Raw genomic sequence first — 24,980 nt, 5'->3', positions numbered from 1 at the left:
ATAGGTTCGAGGTGGAAGCATGGTGACATGTGGAGCTGACGAATACTAATAGATCGAGGACTTAACCATATAATATGAAGCAAATGTTATCTAGTTTTGAAGGAATATGCCTTCATAGTTTGGTGATGATGGCAGAGAGGTCACACCCGTTCCCATACCGAACACGGAAGTTAAGCTCTCTAGCGCCGATGGTAGTTGGGACCTTGTCCCTGTGAGAGTAGGACGTCGCCAAGCAAAAGCCTAAGTCGTTTCGACTTAGGTTTTTTTGTGTTTATTTTTATATATCAAATGTCATAATCCGTAAATTTAGTAATCTTAATGAGAGAAAAGAATGAAAATGAGGCTATTGAGGGTAATAGTAATGATTTTTTTGCTTTTCAGGCTTTCTAAGTGCTCCCAAACAATCCTTATGATAGGAACTGTTATTCTTACTACAAGTATATATTTTACATAATGAGAGTAAGAAAAGCGGGATGAAAATAAGTATTCAATCCTTACAGTAATGAATGCGATACAAAGGAATAGAAACGATATGCTTTATTCCGCATTAACGGGCAGTAAGACTCCCACCTCAAAATTCAGCGGAAGCAAAGAAGCTAGGTCGGGGATCAACTGCCCGTAAAAGCCCGATTGGTGAGGGTTGATTAAAGTTTCACTTTATATAAAAGCATACGTAATTAATATACAAACGGTTTTGTGTATGGTAGATCTCTAGAAATATATATTCTAATTGCTTATCCTTCTTGCATATAGTTACAATTATTCTTTTGAATATAACTAAAACACGAACGTTATTGGTGAGTAATAAAAAAACATTCGATTATTTGTTGACATTGTTTATGAAATATTGTTAATATAGCCATAGAAAGAATAATATATAAGACCTCATATAATCGCGGGGATATGGCCTGCAAGTCTCTACCTAACGACCGTTATTCGTTAGACTATGAGGGAAAGTCACTCGGTATTTTTCTATTCACAAGGGATACGTATGCCTGAGTAGAGCGCTTTCTCTCATAGTAAAAGAGAAACTGTTCTATTTCAGGCTTTTTTTATTTGAATCGGGGGGATTCTAATATGAAATCACTAGTTGGAGTCATAATGGGAAGCACGTCAGACTGGGAAACAATGAAATATGCTTGTGACATTTTAGATGAATTAAATATACCGTATGAGAAAAAGGTTGTATCCGCTCATCGGACTCCGGATTATATGTTTGAATATGCAGAGACGGCTCGTGAACGTGGATTGAAAGTTATTATTGCTGGAGCTGGTGGAGCAGCACATTTACCAGGAATGGTTGCAGCGAAGACAAATCTTCCTGTAATCGGAGTTCCAGTTCAATCAAAAGCGTTAAACGGCTTAGATTCATTATTATCCATCGTCCAAATGCCAGGAGGGGTTCCAGTTGCAACTGTTGCAATTGGTAAGGCTGGTTCAACAAATGCTGGTTTACTTGCTGCACAAATACTTGGATCATTCCATGATGACATATATGATGCATTAGAATTGAGAAGAGAAGCAATTGAAAAAGATGTGCGCGAAGGTAGTGAGCTAGTATGACGAGAATCATTTTACCTGGAAAAACAATCGGTATTATTGGAGGCGGCCAGCTAGGAAGAATGATGGCATTGGCGGCTAAGGAGATGGGATATAAAATTGCTGTTTTAGATCCTACAAAAAACTCACCATGTGCACAAGTTGCTGATATTGAAATTGTTGCATCATATGACGATTTAAAAGCAATTCAGCATTTAGCAGAGATCAGTGATGTTGTCACATATGAATTTGAGAATATTGATCATAGATGTTTACAATGGCTTGAAAAACATGCTTACTTACCGCAAGGCAGTCAGTTGTTAAGTAAAACGCAAAATCGTTTTACAGAAAAGAATGCGATTGAGAAAGCAGGATTACCAGTAGCAACGTATAGAGTAGTTCAAAATCAAGGTCAGCTTACTGAAGCAATCGCTGAGTTATCATATCCTTCCGTCTTAAAAACGACGACAGGCGGATATGATGGGAAAGGGCAAGTTGTTTTAAGAAGTGAGGCTGACGTTGATACAGCGGGAGAGCTTGCGAATGCGGCAGAGTGTATTTTAGAGAAATGGGTGCCTTTTGAAAAAGAAGTATCAGTTATTGTCATTCGTAGTGTAAGTGGTGAAACGAAAGTATTTCCGGTAGCGGAAAATATTCATGTAAATAACATTTTGCATGAATCCATCGTTCCAGCTCGCATTACAGAAGAACTTTCTCAAAAAGCTATTGCTTATGCAAAAGTGCTTGCGGATGAACTAGAACTTGTGGGAACACTAGCGGTAGAGATGTTTGCTACAGCTGATGGTGAGATTTACATTAATGAATTAGCACCAAGACCTCACAATTCAGGACACTATACACAGGATGCATGTGAAACGAGTCAATTCGGCCAACATATTCGAGCAATCTGTAATTTACCTCTTGGAGAAACAAATTTGTTAAAACCAGTTGTCATGGTAAACATTTTAGGCGAACATATAGAAGGGGTCCTAAGACAAGTGAATAGATTAACCGGGTGCTATTTACACTTGTATGGAAAAGAAGAAGCAAAAGCAAAAGCGCAGCGAAAAATGGGGCATGTTAATATTTTAAATGATAATATTGAAGTCGCTCTAGAAAAAGCGAAGAGTTTGCATATTTGGGACCATCAAGAACAACTGTTGGAGGGAAAAAGATGATTAGTCGTTATACACGCCCAGAAATGGGTGCAATTTGGACGGAAGAGAACAAATTTAAAGCGTGGTTAGAAGTTGAGATTTTAGCTTGTGAAGCATGGGCTGAGCTTGGCGATATTCCGAAAGAAGATGTTAAAAAAATTCGTGAGCATGCATCATTTGATATTGATCGTATTTATGAAATTGAAAAAGAGACACGTCATGACGTAGTTGCATTCACTCGTGCTGTATCAGAAACACCAGCATTAGGCGAGGAACGTAAATGGATTCATTACGGTTTAACATCTACAGACGTAGTAGATACAGCGTTATCTTACATTTTAAAACAAGCGAATGAAATCATATTAAAAGACTTAGAAAACTTTGTAAGTATTTTAGCTAACAAAGCGAAAGAGCATAAATACACGATCATGATGGGAAGAACACACGGTGTTCATGCAGAACCAACAACATTCGGTTTAAAACTTGGTCTTTGGTATGAAGAAATGAAACGTAACGTAGAGCGTTTCAAACAAGCTGCTAATACAGTTCGTGTTGGTAAATTATCTGGTGCGGTTGGTACATATGCAAATATCGATCCATTCGTAGAAAAGTATGTTTGTGAAAACTTAGGATTAGAAGCAGCACCAATTTCAACACAAACATTGCAACGTGATCGCCATGCACATTACATGTCAACACTTGCATTAATCGCAACGTCTATCGAAAAGATGGCAGTTGAGATTCGTGGTTTACAAAAGAGTGAAACACGTGAAGTTGAAGAAGCTTTCGCCAAAGGTCAAAAAGGTTCTTCTGCAATGCCGCATAAGCGTAATCCAATTGGATCTGAAAATATGACTGGTTTAGCTCGTGTTATCCGCGGTTATATGATGACAGCTTATGAGAATGTTCCATTATGGCATGAGCGTGATATTTCTCACTCTTCAGCAGAACGCGTAATTTTACCAGATGCTACAATCGCGTTAAATTACATGCTAAACCGCTTTGGTAATATTGTTAAAAACTTAACTGTATACCCAGAGAATATGAAACGTAATATGACAAGAACATACGGCTTAATTTATTCTCAGCGCGTAATGCTTACGTTAATTGACAAAGGTATGGTGCGTGAAGAAGCTTACGATATCGTACAACCTAAAGCAATGGAAGCTTGGGAAACACAAGTACAATTTAAAGAGCTTGTAGAAGCTGATGAGCGTATTACGAGCAAGTTAACACAAGAAGAAATTAATGAATGCTTCAACTATGAGCATCATATGCAACACGTTGATACAATCTTTGAACGCCTTGGATTAAACGAAGCGTAAAATTTCATATGGCACAGAATAGAGTCATTCTGTGCCATTCTTTATAAAAACATTATTCACATTTTTCAAACTACAGGGGGCTTGCGAAATGCAAAAGCTAGAATTGCTGTATGAAGGTAAGGCAAAAAGAATTTATCGTACAGAATCAGCAGATATGGTTTGGGTAGAGTACAAAGATAGTGCGACTGCTTTCAATGGGGAGAAAAAAGAGACGATTACAGGAAAAGGTCGTTTGAACAATGAGATTACAACTTTATTGTTCAGAAAGTTACAAGAAGTAGGAATTAAAACACACTTTGTTGAGAAGCTATCTGAAACAGAACAACTTGTTAAAAAAGTGAGTATTATTCCTTTAGAAGTTGTCACAAGAAATGTAATTGCAGGAAGTCTTTCAAAACGATTAGGAATGGAAGAGGGAACTGTACTTGCAGAACCAATCGTAGAATTTTACTTCAAAGATGATGATTTAGGAGATCCGCTTGTAACGGAAGATCATATTCGTGTATTAAACGTTGCATCGCCAGAGCAAGTAAGCGTATTACGAGATATGGCTCTACAAATCAATCAAGTGTTGATTGATCATTTCGCAAGCTGTCGTGTAAGATTAGTAGATTTCAAATTAGAGTTTGGTGTAACGGATGAAGGAGAAATCATTTTAGCAGATGAAATTTCACCAGATACTTGCCGTTTATGGGATGAAACGAGCAATGAGAAGTTTGATAAAGACGTATTCCGTCGTGATCTTGGAAATTTAACAGATGCTTATGAAGAGATTTTAAAACGTTTAGGGGGAATTTCACATGTATAAAGTTAAGGTATATGTAACATTAAGAGAAAGCGTATTAGATCCACAAGGAACAGCAGTAAAAGGAGCACTTCATAGCCTTTCATTCACAGAAGTACAAGATGTTCGAATTGGAAAGTACATGGAACTAACAATTGATAAATCGGTAACTGACTTAGATAGCAAGGTAAAGGAAATGTGTGAAAAACTATTAGCAAACGTTGTAATGGAAGACTTCCGTTATGAAGTTGAGGAGGTTGTCGCACAGTGAAATTTGCCGTAATAGTATTTCCAGGTTCGAACTGTGATGTCGATATGTTCCATGCAATTAAAGATGAGCTTGGCGAAGAAGTAGATTACGTTTGGCACGATACAGAGAATTTAGATGAATATGATGCAATTCTACTACCAGGTGGTTTCTCTTACGGTGACTACTTACGCTGCGGTGCTATTTCTCGCTTTGCGAATGCAATGAAAGCAGTACAGAAAGCTGCTGAGCAAGGAAAGCCAATTTTAGGTGTATGTAATGGATTCCAGATTCTTGTTGAATCAGGATTATTACCAGGAGCATTAATGAGAAATGAAAACTTAAAATTTATGTGTCGAACAGTTCAGTTACGTGTTGAAAATAATGAAACAATGTTTACATCACAATATGAAAAAGATGAAGTAATCAATATTCCAATTGCACATGGTGAGGGGAATTACTATTGTGATGAAGAGACTCTTAAACAATTAGAAGAGAATAATCAAATCGCATTCCGTTACGTAGAAAACCCGAACGGAAGCGTTTCAGATATTGCTGGTATTGTAAACAAAAAAGGAAATGTACTGGGTATGATGCCACACCCAGAGCGTGCTGTAGATGAATTACTTGGCGGTGCTGAAGGGTTAAAAGTCTTTCAATCTATCTTAAAACAGTGGAGGGAAACATATGTCGTTAATGCTTGAACCAAATCCAACACAAATTAAAGAAGAGCGCATATATGCGGAAATGGGGCTAACAGACGAAGAGTTCGCCATGGTTGAAAAGATTTTAGGCCGTCTGCCAAATTATACAGAAACAGGATTATTCTCTGTTATGTGGTCTGAACATTGTAGTTATAAAAATTCAAAACCAGTACTTCGAAAATTCCCAACAACAGGTGAGCGCGTCTTGCAAGGGCCTGGGGAAGGTGCTGGAATTGTAGACATCGGTGATAATCAAGCGGTTGTATTTAAAATGGAAAGTCATAACCACCCTTCTGCTATTGAGCCATATCAAGGAGCAGCAACAGGTGTTGGCGGTATTATTCGTGACGTATTCTCTATGGGAGCACGTCCAGTAGCTCTATTAAACTCACTTCGATTTGGAGAATTACAATCACCACGTGTGAAATACTTATTCGAAGAAGTAGTAGCAGGAATTGCGGGATACGGTAACTGTATCGGTATTCCGACTGTTGGCGGCGAAGTACAGTTTGATCCATGTTATGAAGGAAATCCACTTGTAAATGCAATGTGCGTAGGCTTAATTAACCACGAAGACATTAAAAAAGGGCAAGCGCACGGTGCTGGAAACACAGTAATGTACGTAGGAGCATCAACTGGTCGTGATGGTATCCACGGTGCTACATTCGCATCTGAAGAGTTATCTGAAAGCTCAGAAGCGAAGCGTCCAGCAGTTCAAGTAGGAGATCCATTTATGGAGAAACTTCTTATTGAAGCTTGTTTAGAACTTATTCAATCGGATGCACTTGTTGGAATTCAAGATATGGGTGCAGCTGGTTTAACATCATCTTCTGCAGAAATGGCAAGTAAAGCAGGAATGGGTATTGAAATGTACTTAGATGATGTACCACAACGAGAAACAGGAATGACACCATATGAAATGATGCTATCTGAATCACAAGAGCGTATGTTAATTGTTGTGAAAAAAGGTAGAGAGCAAGAGATAGTAGATTTATTTGAGAAGTATGGTCTTGCAGCCGTTACGATGGGGAAAGTAACGGAAGACAAAATGCTTCGTTTATTCCATAAAGGTGAAATGGTAGCTGAAGTACCAGCGGATGCTCTTGCAGAAGAAGCGCCAATTTATCATAAACCATCACAAGAAGCAGCATACTTTGCTGAATTCCAGCAGATGAAAATGGAAACACCAAAAGTAGAAAATTATAAAGAAACGTTATTCGCTCTATTACAACAACCGACGATTGCAAGTAAAGAGTGGGTTTATGATCAATATGATTATCAAGTTCGCACAAGCACAGTTGTTACACCGGGTTCAGATGCAGCAGTTGTACGTGTACGCGGTACAGAAAAAGGATTAGCAATGACGACAGATTGTAACTCTCGCTACATTTATTTAGATCCAGAAATGGGCGGTAAAATTGCAGTAGCAGAGGCAGCACGTAATATCGTATGTTCTGGAGGAGAGCCACTTGCAATTACAGATTGCTTAAACTTCGGTAATCCAGAGAAACCAGAAATCTTCTGGCAAATTGAGAAATCAGTAGATGGTATGAGTGAAGCTTGTCGCACATTACAAACACCAGTTATAGGCGGAAACGTATCAATGTATAACGAACGTAGTGGTGAAGCGGTATATCCAACACCGACAGTTGGGATGGTCGGACTAGTACATGACTTAAAACATGTAACAACACAAGAATTTAAGCAAGCTGGCGATTTAGTTTATATTATCGGAGAGACGAAAGCTGAGTTTGGTGGAAGTGAATTACAGAAAATGCTTCACGGCAAAATTTTCGGCCAATCACCAAGTATCGATCTAGACGTAGAATTAAAACGTCAAAAACAAGTATTAGCAGCAATTCAAGCTGGCCTTATTCAATCTGCACATGACGTTGCTGAAGGTGGTTTAGCAGTTGCAATTTCAGAAAGTGCAATTGGTGCTAACGGCTTAGGTGCTACTGTGAAATTAGACGGGGAAGCAACAGCGGCATTATTTGCGGAATCGCAATCTCGCTTTGTGATAACTGTAAAACGTGAAAATAAAGAAGCGTTTGAGAAAGCGGTAGAAGCAATTCAAGTTGGAGAAGTAACAAATACAAATGAAGTGACAATTCATAATGAAGAAAATGAAGTATTACTTACAGCAAATGTAGATGAAATGAGAAAGGCTTGGAAAGGGGCAATCCCATGCTTGCTGAAATAAAGGGGTTAAACGAAGAATGTGGCGTTTTCGGAATTTGGGGGCATGAAAATGCGGCACAAGTTTCATATTACGGATTGCACAGTTTACAGCACCGTGGGCAAGAAGGCGCAGGCATTGTTGTAAATAATGGAGAAAAAATCGTCGGTCACAAGGGGTTAGGTTTAATATCGGAAGTGTTTTCAAGAGGAGAGCTAGAAGGATTGAACGGGAAATCAGCAATCGGACACGTACGATACGCGACGGCTGGTGGAAGTGAAGTGGCTAACGTTCAACCATTACTATTCCGTTTTTCTGATCATAGTATGGCATTAGCTCATAACGGGAATTTAATTAATGCAAAAATGCTTCGCCGCGAATTAGAGGCAGAGGGAAGTATTTTTCAAACAAGTTCAGATACAGAAGTACTTTTACACCTTATTAAACGTAGTACGAAAGATTCGTTAATTGAAAGTGTAAAAGAAGCTCTAAATAAAGTGAAAGGTGCGTTTGCATATCTTTTACTAACTGGAAATGAAATGATCGTTGCGCTAGATCCAAACGGATTCCGTCCCCTTTCAATTGGAAAGATGGGAGATGCTTACGTTGTAGCATCAGAAACATGTGCTTTTGATGTAGTAGGTGCAACATACATTCGTGATGTAGAACCGGGTGAATTACTTATCATTAATGATGAGGGAATTCACGTAGATCGTTTTACAAATGATGTAGAACATGCAATTTGCAGTATGGAATACATTTACTTCGCACGCCCAGATTCAAATATCGCTGGTGTTAATGTCCACGCAGCACGTAAAAACATGGGGAAACGTTTGGCGGCAGAAGCTCCTATTGAAGCTGATGTTGTTACTGGTGTACCAGACTCTAGCATTTCAGCAGCAATTGGTTATGCGGAGGCGACAGGTATTCCATATGAGTTAGGATTAATTAAAAATCGTTACGTTGGACGTACGTTTATTCAACCTTCTCAGGAACTGCGAGAGCAAGGGGTTAAGATGAAGCTTTCAGCAGTAAGGGGTGTAGTTGAAGGAAAACGAGTTGTTATGATTGATGATTCTATCGTACGAGGAACAACGAGTAAACGAATTGTTCGTATGCTTCGCGAGGCTGGAGCGACAGAAGTTCACGTAAGAATAGCTTCACCACCTTTGAAATATCCATGTTTCTATGGCATTGATATTCAAACGAGAAAAGAATTAATTGCAGCAAATCATACGGTAGAAGAAATTCGTGAAATGATCGGTGCAGACTCATTAACATTTTTAAGTGAAGATGGATTAGTAGATGCAATTGGACGTCCATATGAAGGGAAATACGGTGGCCTATGTATGGCGTACTTCAATGGAGATTATCCAACAGCTCTTTATGATTATGAGCAAGAGCTTTTAGAAAGTATGAAATAAGAAGAAAAAAGCTTCTACTTCTTTTTGATGTAGAAGCTAGCTTCTTTCTTAAAACGGCCCGCACAGGATAGGGAGAAATTAAAAGACGAGGTGTAGATAACGATGGCGAATGCATATAAGCAAGCAGGAGTAGATATTGAAGCTGGATATGAAGCGGTATCTCGCATGAAAAAACACGTACAAACAACAATGAGAAAAGAAGTACTAGGCGGTTTAGGCGGTTTTGGAGGTATGTTTGACCTATCAAAATTTGCATTAGAAGAACCTGTATTAGTATCTGGAACAGATGGCGTGGGAACGAAATTGATGCTCGCTTTTATGGCAGATAAACATGACACAATTGGTATTGATGCGGTAGCAATGTGTGTAAATGATATTGTTGTCCAAGGAGCAGAGCCGCTTTTCTTCCTTGATTATATTGCTTGTGGTAAAGCTGAACCTAGTAAAATTGAAAACATCGTCAAAGGTATATCAGAGGGCTGTCGCCAAGCAGGTTGTGCTTTAATTGGTGGAGAAACAGCTGAAATGCCAGGAATGTATTCTACAGAAGAATACGATTTAGCTGGTTTTACAGTTGGGATCGTTGATAAAAAGAAAATTGTAACAGGTGAAAAAATTGAAGCTGGTCACGTATTAATTGGCTTAGCATCTAGCGGTATTCATAGTAACGGTTATTCTTTAGTACGAAAAGTATTACTAGAAGATGGAGAACTATCTTTAGATCGCATTTACGGACGCTTAGAGCTACCTCTTGGTGAAGAATTATTAAAACCAACGAAAATTTATGTCAAACCTATTTTAGAACTATTGAAGAAATATGAAGTATACGGTATGGCACATATTACAGGTGGCGGATTCATTGAAAATATTCCACGTATGTTACCAGAAGAAATCGGTGCAGAAATTGAATTAGGATCTTGGGAAATTCAGCCGATCTTTAGTTTACTTCAAGAAGTTGGCAAGCTGGAAGAGAAAGAAATGTTCAATATTTTTAACATGGGTATTGGTATGGTAGTAGCGGTGAAGGAAGAAGATGCAAAAGATGTTGTTCGTCTTCTTGAAGAGCAAGGAGAAACTGCTCGTATTATTGGACGCACTGTACAAGGAGCTGGCGTTACTTTTAATGGAGGCACAGCGCTATGAGTAGATTAGCAGTTTTTGCTTCTGGAAGCGGATCTAACTTTCAATCTCTCGTTAATGCAGTAGAAGAAAAAAGATTGGATGCAGAAATTAGTTTATTAGTATGTGATAAACCAGAAGCACGCGCTGTTGGGCGAGCACATTATCATCATATCCCGTGTTTCGCTTTTTCAGCGAAAGCATATGAGTCAAAAGAAGCGTTTGAAAAAGAGATATTAAAGAAGCTAGAAGAGTATGAAATTGATTATGTTATTTTAGCTGGATATATGCGTTTAATTGGACCAACTTTACTAGAAGCTTACGGCGGAAGGATTATTAATATTCATCCATCACTATTACCGAGTTTTCCAGGGAAAGATGCTGTTGGTCAAGCGTTAGAAGCAGGTGTGAAAGTAACTGGAGTAACGATTCATTATGTAGACGCAGGTATGGATACAGGGCCAATTATTGCACAAGAAGCAGTAGTTGTTTCTGAAGGGGATACGAGAGAAAGCTTACAAAAGAAAATTCAACAAGTTGAACATAAATTATACGTAAATACAGTGAATCAAATTGTTCAATCTACGAAAGAACCAACTGTTAACTAACATACAACCAGGGGTGAAGGGTAAATGAAAAAGCGTGCATTAGTAAGTGTTTCAGATAAAACAGGAGTAGTAGAATTTGTTAAAGGTTTACTAGAACAAGGAATCGAAGTTATATCAACAGGCGGTACAAAAAAATTACTAGAAGAAAACGGCTTACAAGTAATCGGTATTTCTGAAGTAACTGGTTTCCCAGAAATTATGGATGGTCGTGTGAAAACATTACATCCAAATATTCATGGTGGTCTATTAGCAGTTCGCGATAATGAAACGCATGTAGCACAAATGAATGAGTTAGGTATAGAGCCAATTGATTTTGTTGTCGTTAACTTATACCCATTCAAAGAAACAATCGCTAAGCCTGATGTAACATTTGCTGATGCAATTGAAAATATTGATATTGGTGGCCCAACAATGATTCGCTCTGCTGCGAAAAATCACAAATTTGTATCGGTAATTGTAGATCCAGTAGATTACGATGTTGTATTAGCAGAACTGGAAGAGAACGGTGAAGTAAAAGAAGAAACGAAACGTAAATTAGCAGCGAAAGTATTCCGCCATACAGCAGCATATGATGCGTTAATCTCTAACTACTTAACAGAGCAAATGGGTGAAGAAAGCCCAGAAACATTAACTGTGACATTTGAGAAAAAGCAAGACTTACGTTATGGCGAGAACCCACATCAAAAGGCAACTTTCTATAAAGCGCCATTTGCAGCAACTTCTTCTGTTGCATACGCAGAACAATTACATGGTAAAGAATTATCATATAACAATATTAATGATGCAGATGCAGCACTTAGCATTGTAAAAGAATTTACAGAACCAGCAGTAGTAGCAGTAAAACATATGAATCCATGTGGTGTTGGAGTAGGAACTGATATTCATGAAGCATACACACGTGCTTATGAAGCGGATCCAGTATCAATCTTTGGAGGGATTATTGCAGCGAATCGTGAGATTGACAAATCTACAGCTGAAAAGTTACATGAAATTTTCTTAGAAATTATTATTGCACCTTCTTTCTCAAAAGAAGCTTTAGAAGTGTTGCAAAGTAAGAAAAACTTACGTTTACTAACTGTAAATATTGAAAAATCGACAAGTGCGAGCAAAAAACTAACTTCTGTACAAGGCGGACTTCTTGTTCAAGAGGAAGATACGTTATCATTAGATGAAAGTACAATTTCAATTCCAACAAAACGTGAACCTTCAGAGCAAGAATGGAAAGATTTAAAACTAGCTTGGAAAGTTGTAAAACATGTGAAGTCAAATGCAATTGTTTTAGCGAAAGATGATATGACAATTGGTGTCGGTGCGGGACAGATGAACCGTGTAGGTTCTGCAAAAATTGCAATTACACAAGCTGGTGAAAAAGCACAAGGTAGCGCGCTTGCATCTGATGCTTTCTTCCCAATGCCAGATACATTAGAAGAAGCAGCAAAAGCAGGAATTACAGCAATCATTCAACCAGGCGGATCGATCCGTGATGAAGATTCTATTAAAGTGGCGGATACGTATGGGATTGCGATGGTGTTCACTGGCGTACGTCATTTCAAACACTAATAGAGGGTGTTTAAAAAGTCCGGTTAAGATAACCTTCGCATGTCGTCGTTGCATTGCCAGTGCGGTACTCATGTAGGAGAACTACACTCCGTGTCCTCCTGGCAAATGCGCCTCGACCTGCTCGGTTCTCTTGATCCTCCTTTTTAAACTTACAGTGATATGAAAACAAACTAGGAGCATAGCTTCTAGTTTGTACTTATTTAAGTATTGGGGGATGAAATATGAATGTTTTAGTAATTGGACGCGGTGGGCGTGAGCATGCTTTAGCTTGGAAGTTTGCACAATCTACAAAAGTGAAAAAGGTGTATGTAGCACCGGGCAATGAAGGTATGCGCGATATTGCAACACCAGTTGATATTGATGAAAATGATTTTGATGCGTTAGTTTTATTTGCTAAAGAGAATAAGGTTGAATTAACTTTCGTTGGACCAGAAATTCCGCTTATGAATGGAATTGTTGATCGTTTTACAGAAGAGGGACTTCGCGTATTTGGTCCGAATAAAGCGGCTGCTGTTATTGAAGGTAGTAAAGCTTTTACGAAAGAATTGATGAAAAAATATGATATTCCAACTGCGGCATATGAAACTTTTACAGATTATGAAGAAGCAGTACAGTACATTCAAAAAGTTGGTGCACCAATTGTTATTAAGGCAGATGGATTAGCTGCTGGTAAAGGTGTAACAGTAGCGATGACGCTTGAAGAAGCATTACAGGCTGTGAAAGAAATGCTACAAGATGTAAAGTTCGGCGAAGCGAGTAAGAAGGTCGTTATTGAAGAGTTTTTAGATGGACAAGAATTTTCATTAATGGCATTTGTGAATGGAACAAATGTGCATCCGATGGTAATCGCGCAAGATCATAAACGAGCTTTTGATGGAGATAAAGGTCCAAATACAGGTGGAATGGGTGCATATTCTCCAGTACCACAAATTCCGGAATCAGCAGTTCAAGAGGCGATAAAAAACGTATTGCATCCAACTGCTAAAGCGATGATTGCAGAAAATCGATCGTTTACAGGCATTTTATATGCGGGACTTATTTTAACAAATGATGGTCCAAAGGTAATTGAGTTTAATGCTCGCTTTGGTGATCCTGAAACAGAAGTTGTATTACCACGCCTAGAAAATGATTTAGTTGATGTATGTAACGCTGTATTAGATGAGAGTGAACTAACGTTACAATGGTCAGAAGAAGCAGTTATTGGCGTTGTACTTGCTTCGAAAGGATATCCGGAAGCATATAAAAAAGGTGAAATTATTAAAGGGCTAGATGCATTGCAAGATGTGATTGTTTTCCATGCAGGTACAGCAATGAAACATGGTGACTTTGTAACGAACGGTGGTCGTGTATTATTTGTTGCTTGTAAGGCGAATAGTTTACAAGAAGCGAAAGATAAGGTGTATAAAGAAATCGGTAAAATTGAGAGTGATGGTCTATTTTACCGAAGTGATATAGGATATCGTGCAATTGGGCATGAGATGATGAGAAGCTAATATGTAAAAAATCTCGCTGAGAAATCAGCGAGATTTTTTATACATCTTTATCTTTTTTCAATTTCCCTTTTTGCTTTGCCATTTCTCGAAGTAAATACTCGATGTGTGCATTGACGCTACGAAACTCATCATTCGCCCATTTTTCGATGACTGCGTGTAATTCAGGATCAATACGTAATGGAAAGCTTTTCTTTTTAGCCATAGTGATTTACAACCTTTTAGTATAGGCTTCCTGTATTAATAACTGGTTGCGCACCTTTATCTGAAACGATGGCAACTAATAGGTTGTTCACCATATTCGCTTTACGCTCGTCATCTAATTCAAGTACGCCTTCTTCATCTAACATATGGATTGAATCTTTTGCCATCTTCACAGCACCTTCAACAATCTCTTTTCTAGCAGCTAATACTGCTTTTGCTTGTTGGCGTTGTAGCATTGCATGGGCAATTTCTGTTGCATAAGCTAAATGTGTTAAACGAGTTTCTAACACTTCTACGCCAGCAATTTCAAGGCGTGCTTCTAATTCACGTTTTAATTCTTCAGAGATTTCTTCAGTATTTCCACGTAACGTAATGCAAGTTTCATCTTGGAAATTATCATAAGGATATTTCGTTGCAACGTGGCGGATTGCCGTTTCGCTTTGAATTTCTACAAATCGATCATAATGTTCAACGCCGAACATCGCTTTTGCAGAATCAACAACTTTATAGACGATAACAGCTGCAATTTCAATTGGATTTCCGTCAACATCATTTACTTTTAATTTCTTACTATTAAAGTTCTCAACACGTAATGATACAGTTTGACGGAACGCGAACGGAATCGTTAAAAATAAACCGTTTTGACGAATTGTTCCTAAATAATTACCGAAAAACGTAATGACTTTTGCTTGATTTGGTTGAACAATACCAATACCTGTAGCAAGAACTGCAGCTAAAATAATAGTTAATGCTGCTCCTATGAAAATTTCTTGCACGAGGAAAAATACACCGATAGCGGCTAAAATCAAAATTCCAATAATCCCAAGAAAACCATTAATATAAAATACTTGTTTTTCTTTCATATGATCGCCTCCTGATATAAAAATGATATCACTTTTATATCATTTTAAGCAAGAGGTGTACACCTAATTTTATGAATTTTATTGATTATGTATATTTTAATGTTCTAAATGGGAATGTACGTTCTGTTTTTGTGATAAAATAAAGAAGACTTAACCGCCCACTGCAGCAGCTAAGTCCCTTTGAGAGCATCTTGCATCGTGACAAATGATTCAAAGCGGTTTTGCCAGGATTATATCTTCAATCGCTGACTCAATCTCTTTGTCAGAAGCGTCATAACTTCCATTTGACTGTGGTTTGTCATGATTGGAAGTTTGGTTCACTTCTTCTTTAGTATGTCCCTTTTCAGTGAAATTCATGCTAGGCATTTTAAATGCCCCCATGTTCATGTATTTTCCGAATTTCCACATTTCAACAATAGGGCAGAAACGAACAATTCCCTCTGCAACTTTCATTGCACCAATCCATAGCAAAATGTTAGACCAAGTGCACCAAGGTTTGCGCACGAGTTTCGTTGCACTACAACCGAAGAGGACAAGTCCGAGTGTAATTCGAATTAGGGCATTTATTGTACCGATATTTTGCTTCATTAGAAAAACACTCCTTTTATGAAAGTTGAAATAGATAATACTATTTCTTTTATTAGTATCCCTTTTGATTTTTCGGATATGTAATCCAACATTTGACGTGGAAAAAGATGTTGGATTGTGCGTGTGTGTAAGTAGCTTTTTTTGTTATAATGAAAGAATGCATAAAAGGAAGTTCAAAATTAAATCCTCTCGTTTGAAAAATGTGGAAGAGGGGATTCCAAACTTAATTCTCCGCTTTAAACAAATATTTAAGGTGAACTTAAAAAATCCTAATGAAAATAAACTGTTATTTTAAACAGAAATATATACAACTTGAGAAAAGAAAGGGTGTTTTCATGTACGATATTTCCGGATGGAAACATGTATTTAAGCTTGATCCGAATAAGGAATTAAGTGACGAACATTTAGAAATGATTTGTGAGTCTGGAACAGATGCTGTTATTGTAGGCGGAAGTGATGGGGTGACAATTGATAATGTACTACACATGCTAGTTAGCATTCGTAGATATGCAGTTCCTTGTGTGTTAGAGGTTTCTGATGTGGAAGCAATTACACCAGGATTCGATTTTTATTATATCCCAAGCGTTTTAAATAGCCGAAAGGTGGAATGGGTAACAGGCGTTCATCATGAGGCTTTGAAAGAATTTGGGGATATTATGGATTGGGACGAAATTTTTATGGAAGGATATTGTGTTTTAAATCCTGAAGCGAAAGTAGCCCAGCTTACAGATGCAAAGTGTGATGTAACAGAAGATGATGTGATTGCATACGCGCGTTTAGCAGACAAGCTATTACGTTTACCGATATTTTATTTAGAGTATAGCGGTACGTATGGAGATGTTGAACTTGTTAAAAATGTAAAAGCACAATTGAAACAAGCTAAGTTATATTATGGCGGTGGTATTTCTAATGCTGAACAGGCGAAGGAAATGGCGCAGCATGCTGATACAGTAGTTGTTGGAAATATTATTTATGATGATATAAAAGCAGCGTTAAAAACGGTTAAAGCAGTAAAAGGAGAGTAGGTGCAGGCGTATATGAGTATGACAGATAGATTATTAAATGGTTTAAATCCGCAGCAACAAAAAGCAGTACAAACAACGAACGGACCACTTCTATTAATGGCAGGCGCAGGTAGTGGTAAAACACGTGTGTTAACACATCGTATTGCGTATTTACTTGGTGAAAAAGGAGTAGCGCCATGGAATGTACTAGCTATTACCTTTACAAATAAAGCGGCTCGTGAAATGCGCGAGCGTATTGATACACTTGTCGGACCAGAAGCTGAAGATATTTGGATTTCTACGTTCCACTCTATGTGTGTACGTATTTTACGACGTGATATCGATCGCATTGGTATTAATCGTAACTTTACAATTTTAGATTCAGGTGATCAGTTAACTGTAGTTAAAAAAATTATGAAAGAGCGTAATATTGATCCGAAGAAATTTGAGCCGCGCTCTATTTTAGCTGGTATTAGTAATGCGAAAAATGAATTGTTATCTGCGGATAAATATGCGAAGAAAATTACAATTGCTGATCCATATGAAAAATTAACGAGCGATGTATATACAGAATATCAAAAACGTCTTTTGAAAAATAACTCACTAGACTTTGATGATTTAATTATGACGACGATTCAACTATTTGAACGTGTTCCAGAAGTACTAGAGTTTTATCAGCGTAAATTCCAGTATATTCACGTGGATGAGTATCAAGATACGAACAAAGCGCAGTACCTTCTTGTTAAACATTTGGCAGCACGTTTTAAAAATTTATGTGTTGTAGGTGACTCAGATCAGTCAATTTATCGCTGGCGTGGTGCGGACATTTCTAACATTTTGTCATTCGAAAAAGACTATGAGAATGCGCAAGTTATTCTGTTAGAACAAAATTATCGTTCGTCACAAAATATTTTAAATGCAGCGAATGCTGTCATTGAAAGAAATACGAATCGTAAACCGAAGAAATTATGGACAGATAATGAAGTTGGAAGCAAAATCTCTTACTATCGTGCTGCAACGGAAAAGGACGAAGCATACTTTGTTGCGAAAAAAATTCGCGACGATATTCAAATGGGAAAACGAAAATATACTGATTTTGCGGTGTTATATCGTACAAATGCGCAGTCTCGTATGGTCGAGGAGATTTTCCTGAAATCTAATATTCCTTACAAAATTGTCGGCGGTACGAAGTTCTACGACCGTAAAGAGATTAAAGACATTTTGGCGTATTTACGCTTAATTGGGAATCCAGATGATGAGATTAGTTTCGCACGTATTATTAACGTGCCAAAGCGCGGAATTGGTGCGACTTCTATCGATAAAATTATTAATTACGGTGTACAAAATGGAATTTCATTAACAGCTGTATTCGATGAGATTGAGCATGTTGGAGTAAGTGCAAAGGTTACAAAGGCAGTAAAAGAATTCGCAGGTTTATTACACAACTGGGTAAATATGCAAGAGTATTTATCTGTTACAGAATTGGTAGAAGAAGTTATTGAAAAAACCGGCTATCGCGACATGTTGAAAAACGAGCGTACGTTAGAAGCGGAAGGTCGTCTAGAGAACTTAGATGAGTTTTTATCTGTTACGCAAACATTTGAATCTCAAAGCGAAGATAAGAGCCTTGTTGCATTCTTAACAGACTTAGCACTTGTTGCAGATATTGATCGTGTAGATGAAGACCCGACTGCTGGTGAGGAAGTTATTTTAATGACGATGCACTCAGCGAAAGGATTAGAATTCCCAGTTGTCTTTATTGTTGGTTTAGAGGAAGGAATATTCCCGCATACTCGTTCCCTAATGGAAGAAGATGAAATGCAAGAAGAGCGTCGTCTTGCTTATGTAGGTATTACTCGTGCAGAAGAAGAGTTGTATTTATCAAATGCACAAATGCGTACTTTATTTGGTAGAACAAGTATGAATGCCGCATCCCGATTCATTACAGAAATCCCGACAGAACTAGTAGAACCATTAAATGAAACAGCACCGAAGCGTGAAACTTCGTTTGGTGCAAAAGGAAGAACGGCAAGTAGCAGTAAAATGACAACTACAACACGTTCTCGCTCAGCTTTCGCGCGTCCTGCAGCTAAGACGACAGGCGGCGAACAAATCGGCTGGGCGGTAGGCGATAAAGCTTCCCACCAAAAATGGGGAATCGGTACAGTCGTAAGTGTAAAAGGTGAAGGTGATGCAAAAGAATTAGATATTGCGTTCCCAAGCCCAATTGGTGTTAAACGTTTGTTAGCAAAATTTGCACCTGTGACGAAACAATAGGAAAGGAATGAGGATATGTCAAAAGAGATAGCAAAAAAACGTATAGAAGAACTACGTGATTTGTTAAATACATTTAACTATCAATATCACGTGTTAGACAATCCTTCTGTTTCTGATGCGGAGTATGACCGTAATATGCAGGAGCTTATAAAATTAGAAGCAGAGAACCCAGAGTTTATGAGTGAAGATTCTCCCTCCGTTCGCGTTGGGGGAACGGTTCTTGATATATTTGAAAAAGTAACACACAAGTCACCGATGTTAAGTTTAGGAAATGCATTTAACGAAGGAGATTTACGTGATTTTGACCGACGAGTACGTCAAGGAATTGATGATGCGAATGTAAGATATATATGCGAATTAAAAATTGACGGACTTGCTGTTTCACTTCATTATGAAAAAGGACGCTTTATTCAAGGGGCAACACGTGGTGATGGTGTAACAGGTGAAGATATTACTCAAAATTTAAAAACGATTAAAGCAATCCCGCTTCGTTTAAATGAAGAAGTAACGTTAGAAGCACGAGGCGAAGCTTATATGCCGAAGCGTTCATTCGTTAAGTTAAATGAAGAAAAAGAGCAAAATGGTGAAGATGTATTTGCAAATCCGCGTAATGCGGCAGCAGGTTCAATCCGCCAACTTGATCCGAAAATTGCAGCGAAGCGTAACTTATCTATGTTTGTATACGGTCTTGCGAATGTAGAAGAAAAAACAATCCTATCACATAGTGAATCGCTTGATTTCTTAGGTGAACTTGGATTCAAAACAAATCCAAATCGACGCACATGTGAAACAATTGAAGAAGTTATAGCTTATGTAGAAGAATGGCAAGAAAAACGTCCGCATCTTGATTATGAGATTGATGGGATCGTTATAAAAGTAGATGATGTTGCTCTTCAAGAAAGTCTAGGCACTACAGCAAAGAGTCCAAGATGGGCAATTGCGTATAAATTCCCAGCTGAAGAAGTTGTAACAAGATTAACAGGGATTGAATTAAGTGTTGGTCGTACAGGGGTTGTAACACCGACTGCAGAGCTAGAGCCAGTGCGAGTGGCTGGTACGATCGTTCGTCGTGCTTCTTTACATAACGAAGATTTAATTCGTGAAAAAGATATTCGAATTGGTGACTACGTTGTTGTGAAGAAGGCTGGAGATATTATTCCTGAAGTTGTAAATGTTATTTTCGATAAGCGTACTGGTGAGGAAGAAGAATATCATATGCCAACGCATTGCCCAGCATGTGAGAGTGAACTAGTTCGTTTAGAAGAAGAGGTAGCACTTCGTTGTATAAATCCAACTTGTCCTGCTCAAATTCGAGAAGGGTTAATCCATTTCGTTTCAAGAAATGCAATGAATATTGATGGACTTGGAGAACGTGTCATTACACAACTCTTTGAGGCAGATTATATTCGTACATTTGCTGATTTATATTCGTTGACGAAAGAGCAATTATTACAGCTAGAACGATTTGGAGAAAAATCAGCAACGAATTTAGTACAAGCAATTGAGAATTCTAAAGAAAACTCATTAGAGCGATTATTATTCGGTCTTGGTATTCGCCATGTTGGAGCGAAAGCAGCACGTACATTTGCAGAGCATTTCGAAACGATGGATGCGCTTGTGAAGGCAACGGAAGAAGAATTAAAAGCAATTAATGAAATTGGTGAAAAAATGGCTCAATCCGTAGTAACGTATTTCGATAATGAAGACGTATTAGAGTTATTACAACAATTTAAAGAATACGGCGTGAACATGACATATAAAGGCATGAAAATTGCTGATTTACAAAACGTTGAGTCGTACTTCGCAGGAAAAACTGTCGTTTTAACAGGGAAATTAGAAGTTATGGGACGTAGTGAAGCGAAGAAGAAAATTGAGGCATTAGGTGGAAAAGTAACAGGAAGTGTTAGTAAAAGTACGGATTTAGTTGTTGCAGGTGAAGCGGCAGGTTCGAAATTAGCACAAGCGGAGAAACATAATGTTGAGGTTTGGAATGAAGAGAGGTTCTTACAAGAGCTAAATAAGTAAGAGGTGCAAACTTACCATGAAAAAAATAGCATTAGCGGTATTAAGCCTTGGCCTACTTGTAAGTGGGTGTAGTGCAGGTGCCGACAAAGATGAAAAAGTGGTTGAGAAATCGGGGAAAGCAAAAGAGCAAGCAATTGTCCCGAATTACTCTATTTCGGATGAATATTATAAGACGACTATTCCATTTGAGGGAGGAAACGCACGTGGCTTAGTTGTGCAAGGAGTAAGTAATCGTCTTGATATAGATGAATTTGAAACAGGATTAATGCGTATTGCGAAAGAATCATTTAGTACGAAAGATAATGTTTTAAAAGGCGGAAAATCCCTAAATACTCAGTATATACAGATGCTTGTTAAAAGAAAACGTACAGATGCAGAACAAAAGGAACTAGAAGGTACACTAAAAAAAGATGCGGTTAAATTCCCGAACATAGGGTTAAATCCTGCATTAGGTACAGGATCCGAATCACTAGAAGTGAAAAATAAAAAAAATCCAATATATATTTCAAATATTTTAGAGCATGATTATTATGTGAACAAAGGCGAAAAAAATGAGCGTAGCGGCATTGTAGTTGGATTAGCGATGAATTCGGTTCATTATTATGAGGAAGAGCATGGTTATCCGCGTGAGGCTGCAATTTCGAATGAAAAGATGTTAGCGGAAGGGAAAAAAATGGTGCCAGAAATCTTGAAAGTTATGCATCAACAAGATCCTGAGACAAAAAACCTTCCGATAACATTTGCGATTTATCGTCAGGCTCCAAAGTCTTCGCTCGTACCAGGTAACTTTGTTTCTTATGCGAATGTTGAAAAAGGCAGTGAAACGGTTGAGGATTGGAAACAAATTAATGAGAAATATTATTTGTTCCCATCTGAACAAGCGAAAACAGATAATAAACGTGAAGATCTGGCGAGAGTATCAAACTTCAAGGCAAAATTAAGTGATTATTTCCAAGGCGACTATACAGCTGTTATCGGTACTGGTATGTATAGAGACGATGAATTAAGAGAAATAAAGCTCGATATTCCTGTCCAGTTTAATGGGAAAGCAGAAATAATTGGCTTTACACAATATGTAGCCGGGCTTGTTATGGAATACTTCTCGAATTATATGAAAGTACAAGTAACGATTAAATCTGTAGAGCGTCCAGAAGCGATTATTATACGTGAAGCGAAGCAAGATGAACCGTATGTGAAAATTTTAGATTAAATACAAGGGCCGTTCCTTTATGGAACGGCTTTTTTTCTTGGGTAATTTTGTTATAATTTAAAATGTTGTAAATAATGGGGTAAGGGGTAAAGCGCATGGACGAATTAAGTTTTCAAGTCATTATTTTATTAATTGCATTCGGTTTTTTAGCAGCTTTTATTGATTCAGTTGTTGGTGGTGGAGGATTAATTTCGCTTCCGGCACTTATGTTTGTTGGTTTACCACCAGCTTCGGCAATTGCAACGAATAAATTAGCTGCAACGATGGGGACGTTTACGAGTGCGATTTACTTTATTCGATCGGGAAAGGTTGATTTTAAAATTGTAGGAAAGTTAATCCCGTTAACTATTATAGGGGCAGTCGCAGGTGCTTTAGTAGTAAAGTTTATTCCGCCGGATATTTTACGTCCGTTAGTGCTTGTGATGTTGGTGTTTATTGCCATTTATATTATTGCGAAAAAGGATTGGGGAAGTGTATCTACCTATAAGAAGATGACGAAAAGAAAAACATTAATATTTTTCTTTGTTATTTTAATGATAGGGTTTTACGATGGATTTTTTGGACCAGGAACAGGATCCTTTTTAATTTTTGCATTTTTATTAATTGGTTTGGATTTTATTCAAGCGGCAGCATCTGGAAAACTTTTGAACTTTGTTAGTAATATCGTATCGTTAATCACTTTTTTATTTTTAGACGTAATTCATTTTGAATACGGTATTATTATGGGATTATCGATGATTTTTGGCGCCTATTTTGGATCGAAGTTTGCAGTTCAAAAAGGTGTTGGGTATGTAAGAACTTTATTTTTGTTAGTAACTATTTTATTGATTAGCAAAAACGTTTTGGAATATACTCATATTTTGTAGAGTTATACATTTGTATAACTCTGTTTTTTTATTATATTTTAAAAATTAATTAATTTTTAAAATATAAGTCTAGGAATATTTGAATAAATCTAAATTATCGTGTAGAATAATGTTGTAAAATGTAAACGTTTTTCTAAGGGGAGGCTAAAAATAATGGTAGTAGCATACAAACATGAGCCATTTACAGATTTTTCAGTAGAGGCTAACAAATTAGCGTTTGAAGAAGGTTTAAAGAAAGTAGAATCTTATCTTGGACAAGACTATCCATTAATTATTGGGGGAGAAAAAATCACTACAGAAGACAAAATTGTTTCTGTAAACCCTGCAAATAAAGAGGAACTTGTTGGTTGCGTTTCAAAAGCAAGCCGTGAGTTAGCTGAAAAAGCAATGCAAGTAGCGGATGAAACATTCCAAACTTGGAGAAAGTCAAAACCAGAAATGCGTGCAGACATTTTATTCCGTGCTGCAGCGATCGTTCGTCGTAGAAAACATGAATTCTCTGCTATTCTTGTAAAAGAAGCAGGTAAACCATGGAATGAGGCAGATGCTGATACAGCAGAAGCAATCGACTTTATGGAATATTATGGTCGTCAAATGTTGAAATTAAAAGACGGAATTCCAGTAGAAAGCCGTCCAATTGAATATAATCGTTTCTCTTACATTCCATTAGGAGTAGGTGTTATCATTTCTCCTTGGAACTTCCCATTCGCAATTATGGCAGGTATGACAACAGCTGCTTTAGTTTCTGGTAATACAGTATTACTAAAACCAGCTAGTACAACTCCTGTAGTAGCAGCGAAATTCATGGAAGTATTAGAAGAAGCTGGCTTACCAGCTGGCGTAGTAAACTTCGTACCAGGTAGTGGTTCTGAAGTTGGTGATTACTTAGTAGATCACCCTCGTACACGTTTCATTAGCTTCACTGGATCTCGTGATGTAGGTATCCGTATTTATGAGCGTGCAGCGAAAGTAAACCCAGGCCAAATTTGGTTAAAACGCGTTATCGCTGAAATGGGTGGTAAAGATACAATCGTTGTTGATAAAGAAGCAGATCTTGAATTAGCAGCTAAATCTATCGTTGCATCAGCATTCGGATTCTCAGGACAAAAATGTTCTGCATGTTCTCGTGCAGTAATCCACGAAGATGTATACGATCACGTATTAAATCGTGCTGTTGAATTAACGAAAGAATTAACAGTTGCTAACCCAGCTGTATTAGGTACAAACATGGGTCCTGTTAATGACCAAGCTGCATTCGATAAAGTAATGAGCTATGTTGCAATTGGTAAAGAAGAAGGTAGAATCTTAGTAGGTGGCGAAGGAGACGATTCTAAAGGCTGGTTCATTCAACCAACAATCGTTGCTGACGTTGCAGAAGATGCTCGCCTAATGAAAGAAGAAATCTTCGGACCAGTAGTAGCATTCTGTAAAGCAAAAGACTTTGACCATGCACTTGCGATTGCAAACAATACAGAATACGGTTTAACAGGAGCAGTTATCTCTAACAACCGTGACCATATTGAAAAAGCACGTGAAGACTTCCACGTAGGTAACTTATACTTCAACCGTGGATGTACTGGTGCAATCGTAGGATACCAACCATTTGGTGGCTTTAACATGTCTGGTACAGACTCTAAAGCTGGTGGCCCTGACTACTTAGCACTTCACATGCAAGCAAAAACTACTTCTGAAACTTTATAAGAAATAGTAGAAGAGATCTTCGCAGTCTGCGAAGATCTCTTTTTTCTGCTTATATGTGGATTAAGATACATATAAGCAGAAAAAATAATATAAGGTTTACTTCAGT

At 37.8% G+C, this 24,980-nt stretch carries 21 protein-coding genes, 1 rRNA gene and 1 riboswitch; of the genes, 19 read left to right on the top strand and 3 right to left on the bottom strand.

Annotation, left to right across the window (positions count from 1 at the left end; translation table 11 throughout):
- The first annotated feature begins 118 nt into the window (after window positions 1-118).
- The 13 genes from rrf (at window position 119) to purD (ending at window position 14,139) form a co-directional block, all read left to right on the top strand.
- Window positions 119-234, top strand: a 5S ribosomal RNA gene (gene rrf / locus PDQ68_RS18410).
- A 631-nt stretch (window positions 235-865) separates the two neighbouring features.
- A riboswitch (purine riboswitch) is annotated at window positions 866-967 on the top strand.
- 110 nt (window positions 968-1,077) lie between these two features.
- Window positions 1,078-1,563 carry a 5-(carboxyamino)imidazole ribonucleotide mutase gene (purE, locus tag PDQ68_RS18400; protein ID WP_000839371.1) on the top strand — a complete coding sequence of 162 codons (486 nt, stop codon included), beginning with the start codon at window positions 1,078-1,080 and terminating at the stop codon, window positions 1,561-1,563.
- On the top strand, window positions 1,560-2,717 hold the full coding sequence (purK, locus tag PDQ68_RS18395; protein ID WP_270786910.1) for a 5-(carboxyamino)imidazole ribonucleotide synthase: 1,158 nt from the start codon (window positions 1,560-1,562) through the stop codon (window positions 2,715-2,717). Before purE ends, purK begins: the two co-directional genes overlap by 4 nt.
- Window positions 2,714-4,021: an adenylosuccinate lyase gene (purB, locus tag PDQ68_RS18390; RefSeq protein WP_000625677.1), complete on the top strand. Its 1,308-nt coding sequence runs from the start codon at window positions 2,714-2,716 to the stop codon at window positions 4,019-4,021. The genes purK and purB overlap by 4 nt, the downstream gene beginning before the upstream one ends.
- Before the next feature lie 88 nt (window positions 4,022-4,109).
- Entirely contained in the window at window positions 4,110-4,829 is a 720-nt protein-coding gene (gene purC, locus PDQ68_RS18385) for a phosphoribosylaminoimidazolesuccinocarboxamide synthase (RefSeq protein ID WP_001170542.1), read from the top strand.
- Window positions 4,822-5,076 (top strand): phosphoribosylformylglycinamidine synthase subunit PurS, encoded by a 255-nt coding sequence (gene purS / locus PDQ68_RS18380; protein ID WP_000278826.1) that lies wholly within the window; start codon window positions 4,822-4,824, stop codon window positions 5,074-5,076. Before purC ends, purS begins: the two co-directional genes overlap by 8 nt.
- Window positions 5,073-5,756: a phosphoribosylformylglycinamidine synthase subunit PurQ gene (purQ, locus tag PDQ68_RS18375; RefSeq protein WP_061183753.1), complete on the top strand. Its 684-nt coding sequence runs from the start codon at window positions 5,073-5,075 to the stop codon at window positions 5,754-5,756. The genes purS and purQ overlap by 4 nt, the downstream gene beginning before the upstream one ends.
- On the top strand, window positions 5,740-7,959 hold the full coding sequence (gene purL / locus PDQ68_RS18370) for a phosphoribosylformylglycinamidine synthase II (protein WP_000055585.1): 2,220 nt from the start codon (window positions 5,740-5,742) through the stop codon (window positions 7,957-7,959). Before purQ ends, purL begins: the two co-directional genes overlap by 17 nt.
- The gene (gene purF / locus PDQ68_RS18365) at window positions 7,944-9,359 is read left to right on the top strand and encodes an amidophosphoribosyltransferase (RefSeq protein WP_000879025.1); all 1,416 of its coding nucleotides are present in this window, start codon (window positions 7,944-7,946) and stop codon (window positions 9,357-9,359) included. Before purL ends, purF begins: the two co-directional genes overlap by 16 nt.
- A gap of 102 nt (window positions 9,360-9,461) precedes the next feature.
- Window positions 9,462-10,502 (top strand): phosphoribosylformylglycinamidine cyclo-ligase, encoded by a 1,041-nt coding sequence (purM, locus tag PDQ68_RS18360; RefSeq protein WP_001262431.1) that lies wholly within the window; start codon window positions 9,462-9,464, stop codon window positions 10,500-10,502.
- Window positions 10,499-11,086 carry a phosphoribosylglycinamide formyltransferase gene (gene purN / locus PDQ68_RS18355; RefSeq protein WP_000088580.1) on the top strand — a complete coding sequence of 196 codons (588 nt, stop codon included), beginning with the start codon at window positions 10,499-10,501 and terminating at the stop codon, window positions 11,084-11,086. Before purM ends, purN begins: the two co-directional genes overlap by 4 nt.
- 24 nt (window positions 11,087-11,110) lie before the next feature.
- The gene (purH, locus tag PDQ68_RS18350; protein ID WP_016716317.1) at window positions 11,111-12,646 is read left to right on the top strand and encodes a bifunctional phosphoribosylaminoimidazolecarboxamide formyltransferase/IMP cyclohydrolase; all 1,536 of its coding nucleotides are present in this window, start codon (window positions 11,111-11,113) and stop codon (window positions 12,644-12,646) included.
- Between the two features lie 221 nt (window positions 12,647-12,867).
- Window positions 12,868-14,139: a phosphoribosylamine--glycine ligase gene (gene purD, locus PDQ68_RS18345; RefSeq protein WP_073531303.1), complete on the top strand. Its 1,272-nt coding sequence runs from the start codon at window positions 12,868-12,870 to the stop codon at window positions 14,137-14,139.
- A 37-nt stretch (window positions 14,140-14,176) separates the two neighbouring features.
- Here the strand turns inward: purD and PDQ68_RS18340 are convergent, their stop codons facing one another.
- From PDQ68_RS18340 to PDQ68_RS18330, 3 genes are all read right to left on the bottom strand, one after another.
- Window positions 14,177-14,341, bottom strand: a complete 165-nt coding sequence (locus PDQ68_RS18340) for a type II toxin-antitoxin system antitoxin (protein ID WP_001085173.1) — start codon at window positions 14,339-14,341, stop codon at window positions 14,177-14,179.
- 16 nt (window positions 14,342-14,357) lie between these two features.
- The gene (locus PDQ68_RS18335; protein ID WP_061183756.1) at window positions 14,358-15,203 is read right to left on the bottom strand and encodes an SPFH domain-containing protein; all 846 of its coding nucleotides are present in this window, start codon (window positions 15,201-15,203) and stop codon (window positions 14,358-14,360) included.
- A gap of 210 nt (window positions 15,204-15,413) precedes the next feature.
- Window positions 15,414-15,791, bottom strand: a complete 378-nt coding sequence (locus PDQ68_RS18330; RefSeq protein WP_061183757.1) for a YgaP family membrane protein — start codon at window positions 15,789-15,791, stop codon at window positions 15,414-15,416.
- A 335-nt stretch (window positions 15,792-16,126) separates the two neighbouring features.
- Here PDQ68_RS18330 and pcrB point away from each other — a divergent pair, with 335 nt between their 5' ends.
- The 6 genes from pcrB to pruA all read left to right on the top strand — a co-directional run bounded on the left by pcrB (window position 16,127) and on the right by pruA (window position 24,874).
- On the top strand, window positions 16,127-16,816 hold the full coding sequence (gene pcrB, locus PDQ68_RS18325; RefSeq protein WP_000272093.1) for a heptaprenylglyceryl phosphate synthase: 690 nt from the start codon (window positions 16,127-16,129) through the stop codon (window positions 16,814-16,816).
- Window positions 16,817-16,828: 12 nt separating this feature from the next.
- Window positions 16,829-19,072 carry a DNA helicase PcrA gene (gene pcrA, locus PDQ68_RS18320; RefSeq protein WP_061183782.1) on the top strand — a complete coding sequence of 748 codons (2,244 nt, stop codon included), beginning with the start codon at window positions 16,829-16,831 and terminating at the stop codon, window positions 19,070-19,072.
- Window positions 19,073-19,087: 15 nt separating this feature from the next.
- A complete protein-coding gene (ligA, locus tag PDQ68_RS18315) occupies window positions 19,088-21,097 on the top strand; it encodes an NAD-dependent DNA ligase LigA (protein ID WP_000031440.1) in 2,010 nt (669 codons plus the stop codon).
- 16 nt (window positions 21,098-21,113) lie between these two features.
- Window positions 21,114-22,307 carry a CamS family sex pheromone protein gene (locus PDQ68_RS18310; protein ID WP_061183758.1) on the top strand — a complete coding sequence of 398 codons (1,194 nt, stop codon included), beginning with the start codon at window positions 21,114-21,116 and terminating at the stop codon, window positions 22,305-22,307.
- Window positions 22,308-22,402: 95 nt separating this feature from the next.
- Window positions 22,403-23,173: a TSUP family transporter gene (locus PDQ68_RS18305; protein WP_046199396.1), complete on the top strand. Its 771-nt coding sequence runs from the start codon at window positions 22,403-22,405 to the stop codon at window positions 23,171-23,173.
- Between the two features lie 153 nt (window positions 23,174-23,326).
- Complete coding sequence (gene pruA, locus PDQ68_RS18300) at window positions 23,327-24,874, top strand: L-glutamate gamma-semialdehyde dehydrogenase (protein WP_270786909.1); 1,548 nt, start codon at window positions 23,327-23,329, stop codon at window positions 24,872-24,874.
- Window positions 24,875-24,980 lie beyond the last annotated feature (106 nt).

The organism is Bacillus cereus group sp. Bc010 (genome assembly GCF_027716745.1).
Lineage (GTDB): Bacteria > Bacillota > Bacilli > Bacillales > Bacillaceae_G > Bacillus_A > Bacillus_A pacificus.
The sequence above is the reverse complement of the archived record's forward strand: the minus strand, read 5'-3'. Positions and strand labels throughout refer to the sequence as shown.

What these genes read in the sequence shown, in the direction of transcription:
- purE (WP_000839371.1), top strand. Translation starts at nt 1,078, where the DNA reads ATGAAATCACTAGTTGGAGTCATAATGGGAAGCACGTCAGACTGGGAA.
- purK (WP_270786910.1), top strand. Translation starts at nt 1,560, where the DNA reads ATGACGAGAATCATTTTACCTGGAAAAACAATCGGTATTATTGGAGGC.
- purB (WP_000625677.1), top strand. Translation starts at nt 2,714, where the DNA reads ATGATTAGTCGTTATACACGCCCAGAAATGGGTGCAATTTGGACGGAA.
- purC (WP_001170542.1), top strand. Translation starts at nt 4,110, where the DNA reads ATGCAAAAGCTAGAATTGCTGTATGAAGGTAAGGCAAAAAGAATTTAT.
- purS (WP_000278826.1), top strand. Translation starts at nt 4,822, where the DNA reads ATGTATAAAGTTAAGGTATATGTAACATTAAGAGAAAGCGTATTAGAT.
- purL (WP_000055585.1), top strand. Translation starts at nt 5,740, where the DNA reads ATGTCGTTAATGCTTGAACCAAATCCAACACAAATTAAAGAAGAGCGC.
- purF (WP_000879025.1), top strand. Translation starts at nt 7,944, where the DNA reads ATGCTTGCTGAAATAAAGGGGTTAAACGAAGAATGTGGCGTTTTCGGA.
- purM (WP_001262431.1), top strand. Translation starts at nt 9,462, where the DNA reads ATGGCGAATGCATATAAGCAAGCAGGAGTAGATATTGAAGCTGGATAT.
- purN (WP_000088580.1), top strand. Translation starts at nt 10,499, where the DNA reads ATGAGTAGATTAGCAGTTTTTGCTTCTGGAAGCGGATCTAACTTTCAA.
- purH (WP_016716317.1), top strand. Translation starts at nt 11,111, where the DNA reads ATGAAAAAGCGTGCATTAGTAAGTGTTTCAGATAAAACAGGAGTAGTA.
- purD (WP_073531303.1), top strand. Translation starts at nt 12,868, where the DNA reads ATGAATGTTTTAGTAATTGGACGCGGTGGGCGTGAGCATGCTTTAGCT.
- PDQ68_RS18340 (WP_001085173.1), bottom strand. Translation starts at nt 14,341, where the DNA reads ATGGCTAAAAAGAAAAGCTTTCCATTACGTATTGATCCTGAATTACAC.
- PDQ68_RS18335 (WP_061183756.1), bottom strand. Translation starts at nt 15,203, where the DNA reads ATGAAAGAAAAACAAGTATTTTATATTAATGGTTTTCTTGGGATTATT.
- PDQ68_RS18330 (WP_061183757.1), bottom strand. Translation starts at nt 15,791, where the DNA reads ATGAAGCAAAATATCGGTACAATAAATGCCCTAATTCGAATTACACTC.
- pcrB (WP_000272093.1), top strand. Translation starts at nt 16,127, where the DNA reads ATGTACGATATTTCCGGATGGAAACATGTATTTAAGCTTGATCCGAAT.
- pcrA (WP_061183782.1), top strand. Translation starts at nt 16,829, where the DNA reads ATGAGTATGACAGATAGATTATTAAATGGTTTAAATCCGCAGCAACAA.
- ligA (WP_000031440.1), top strand. Translation starts at nt 19,088, where the DNA reads ATGTCAAAAGAGATAGCAAAAAAACGTATAGAAGAACTACGTGATTTG.
- PDQ68_RS18310 (WP_061183758.1), top strand. Translation starts at nt 21,114, where the DNA reads ATGAAAAAAATAGCATTAGCGGTATTAAGCCTTGGCCTACTTGTAAGT.
- PDQ68_RS18305 (WP_046199396.1), top strand. Translation starts at nt 22,403, where the DNA reads ATGGACGAATTAAGTTTTCAAGTCATTATTTTATTAATTGCATTCGGT.
- pruA (WP_270786909.1), top strand. Translation starts at nt 23,327, where the DNA reads ATGGTAGTAGCATACAAACATGAGCCATTTACAGATTTTTCAGTAGAG.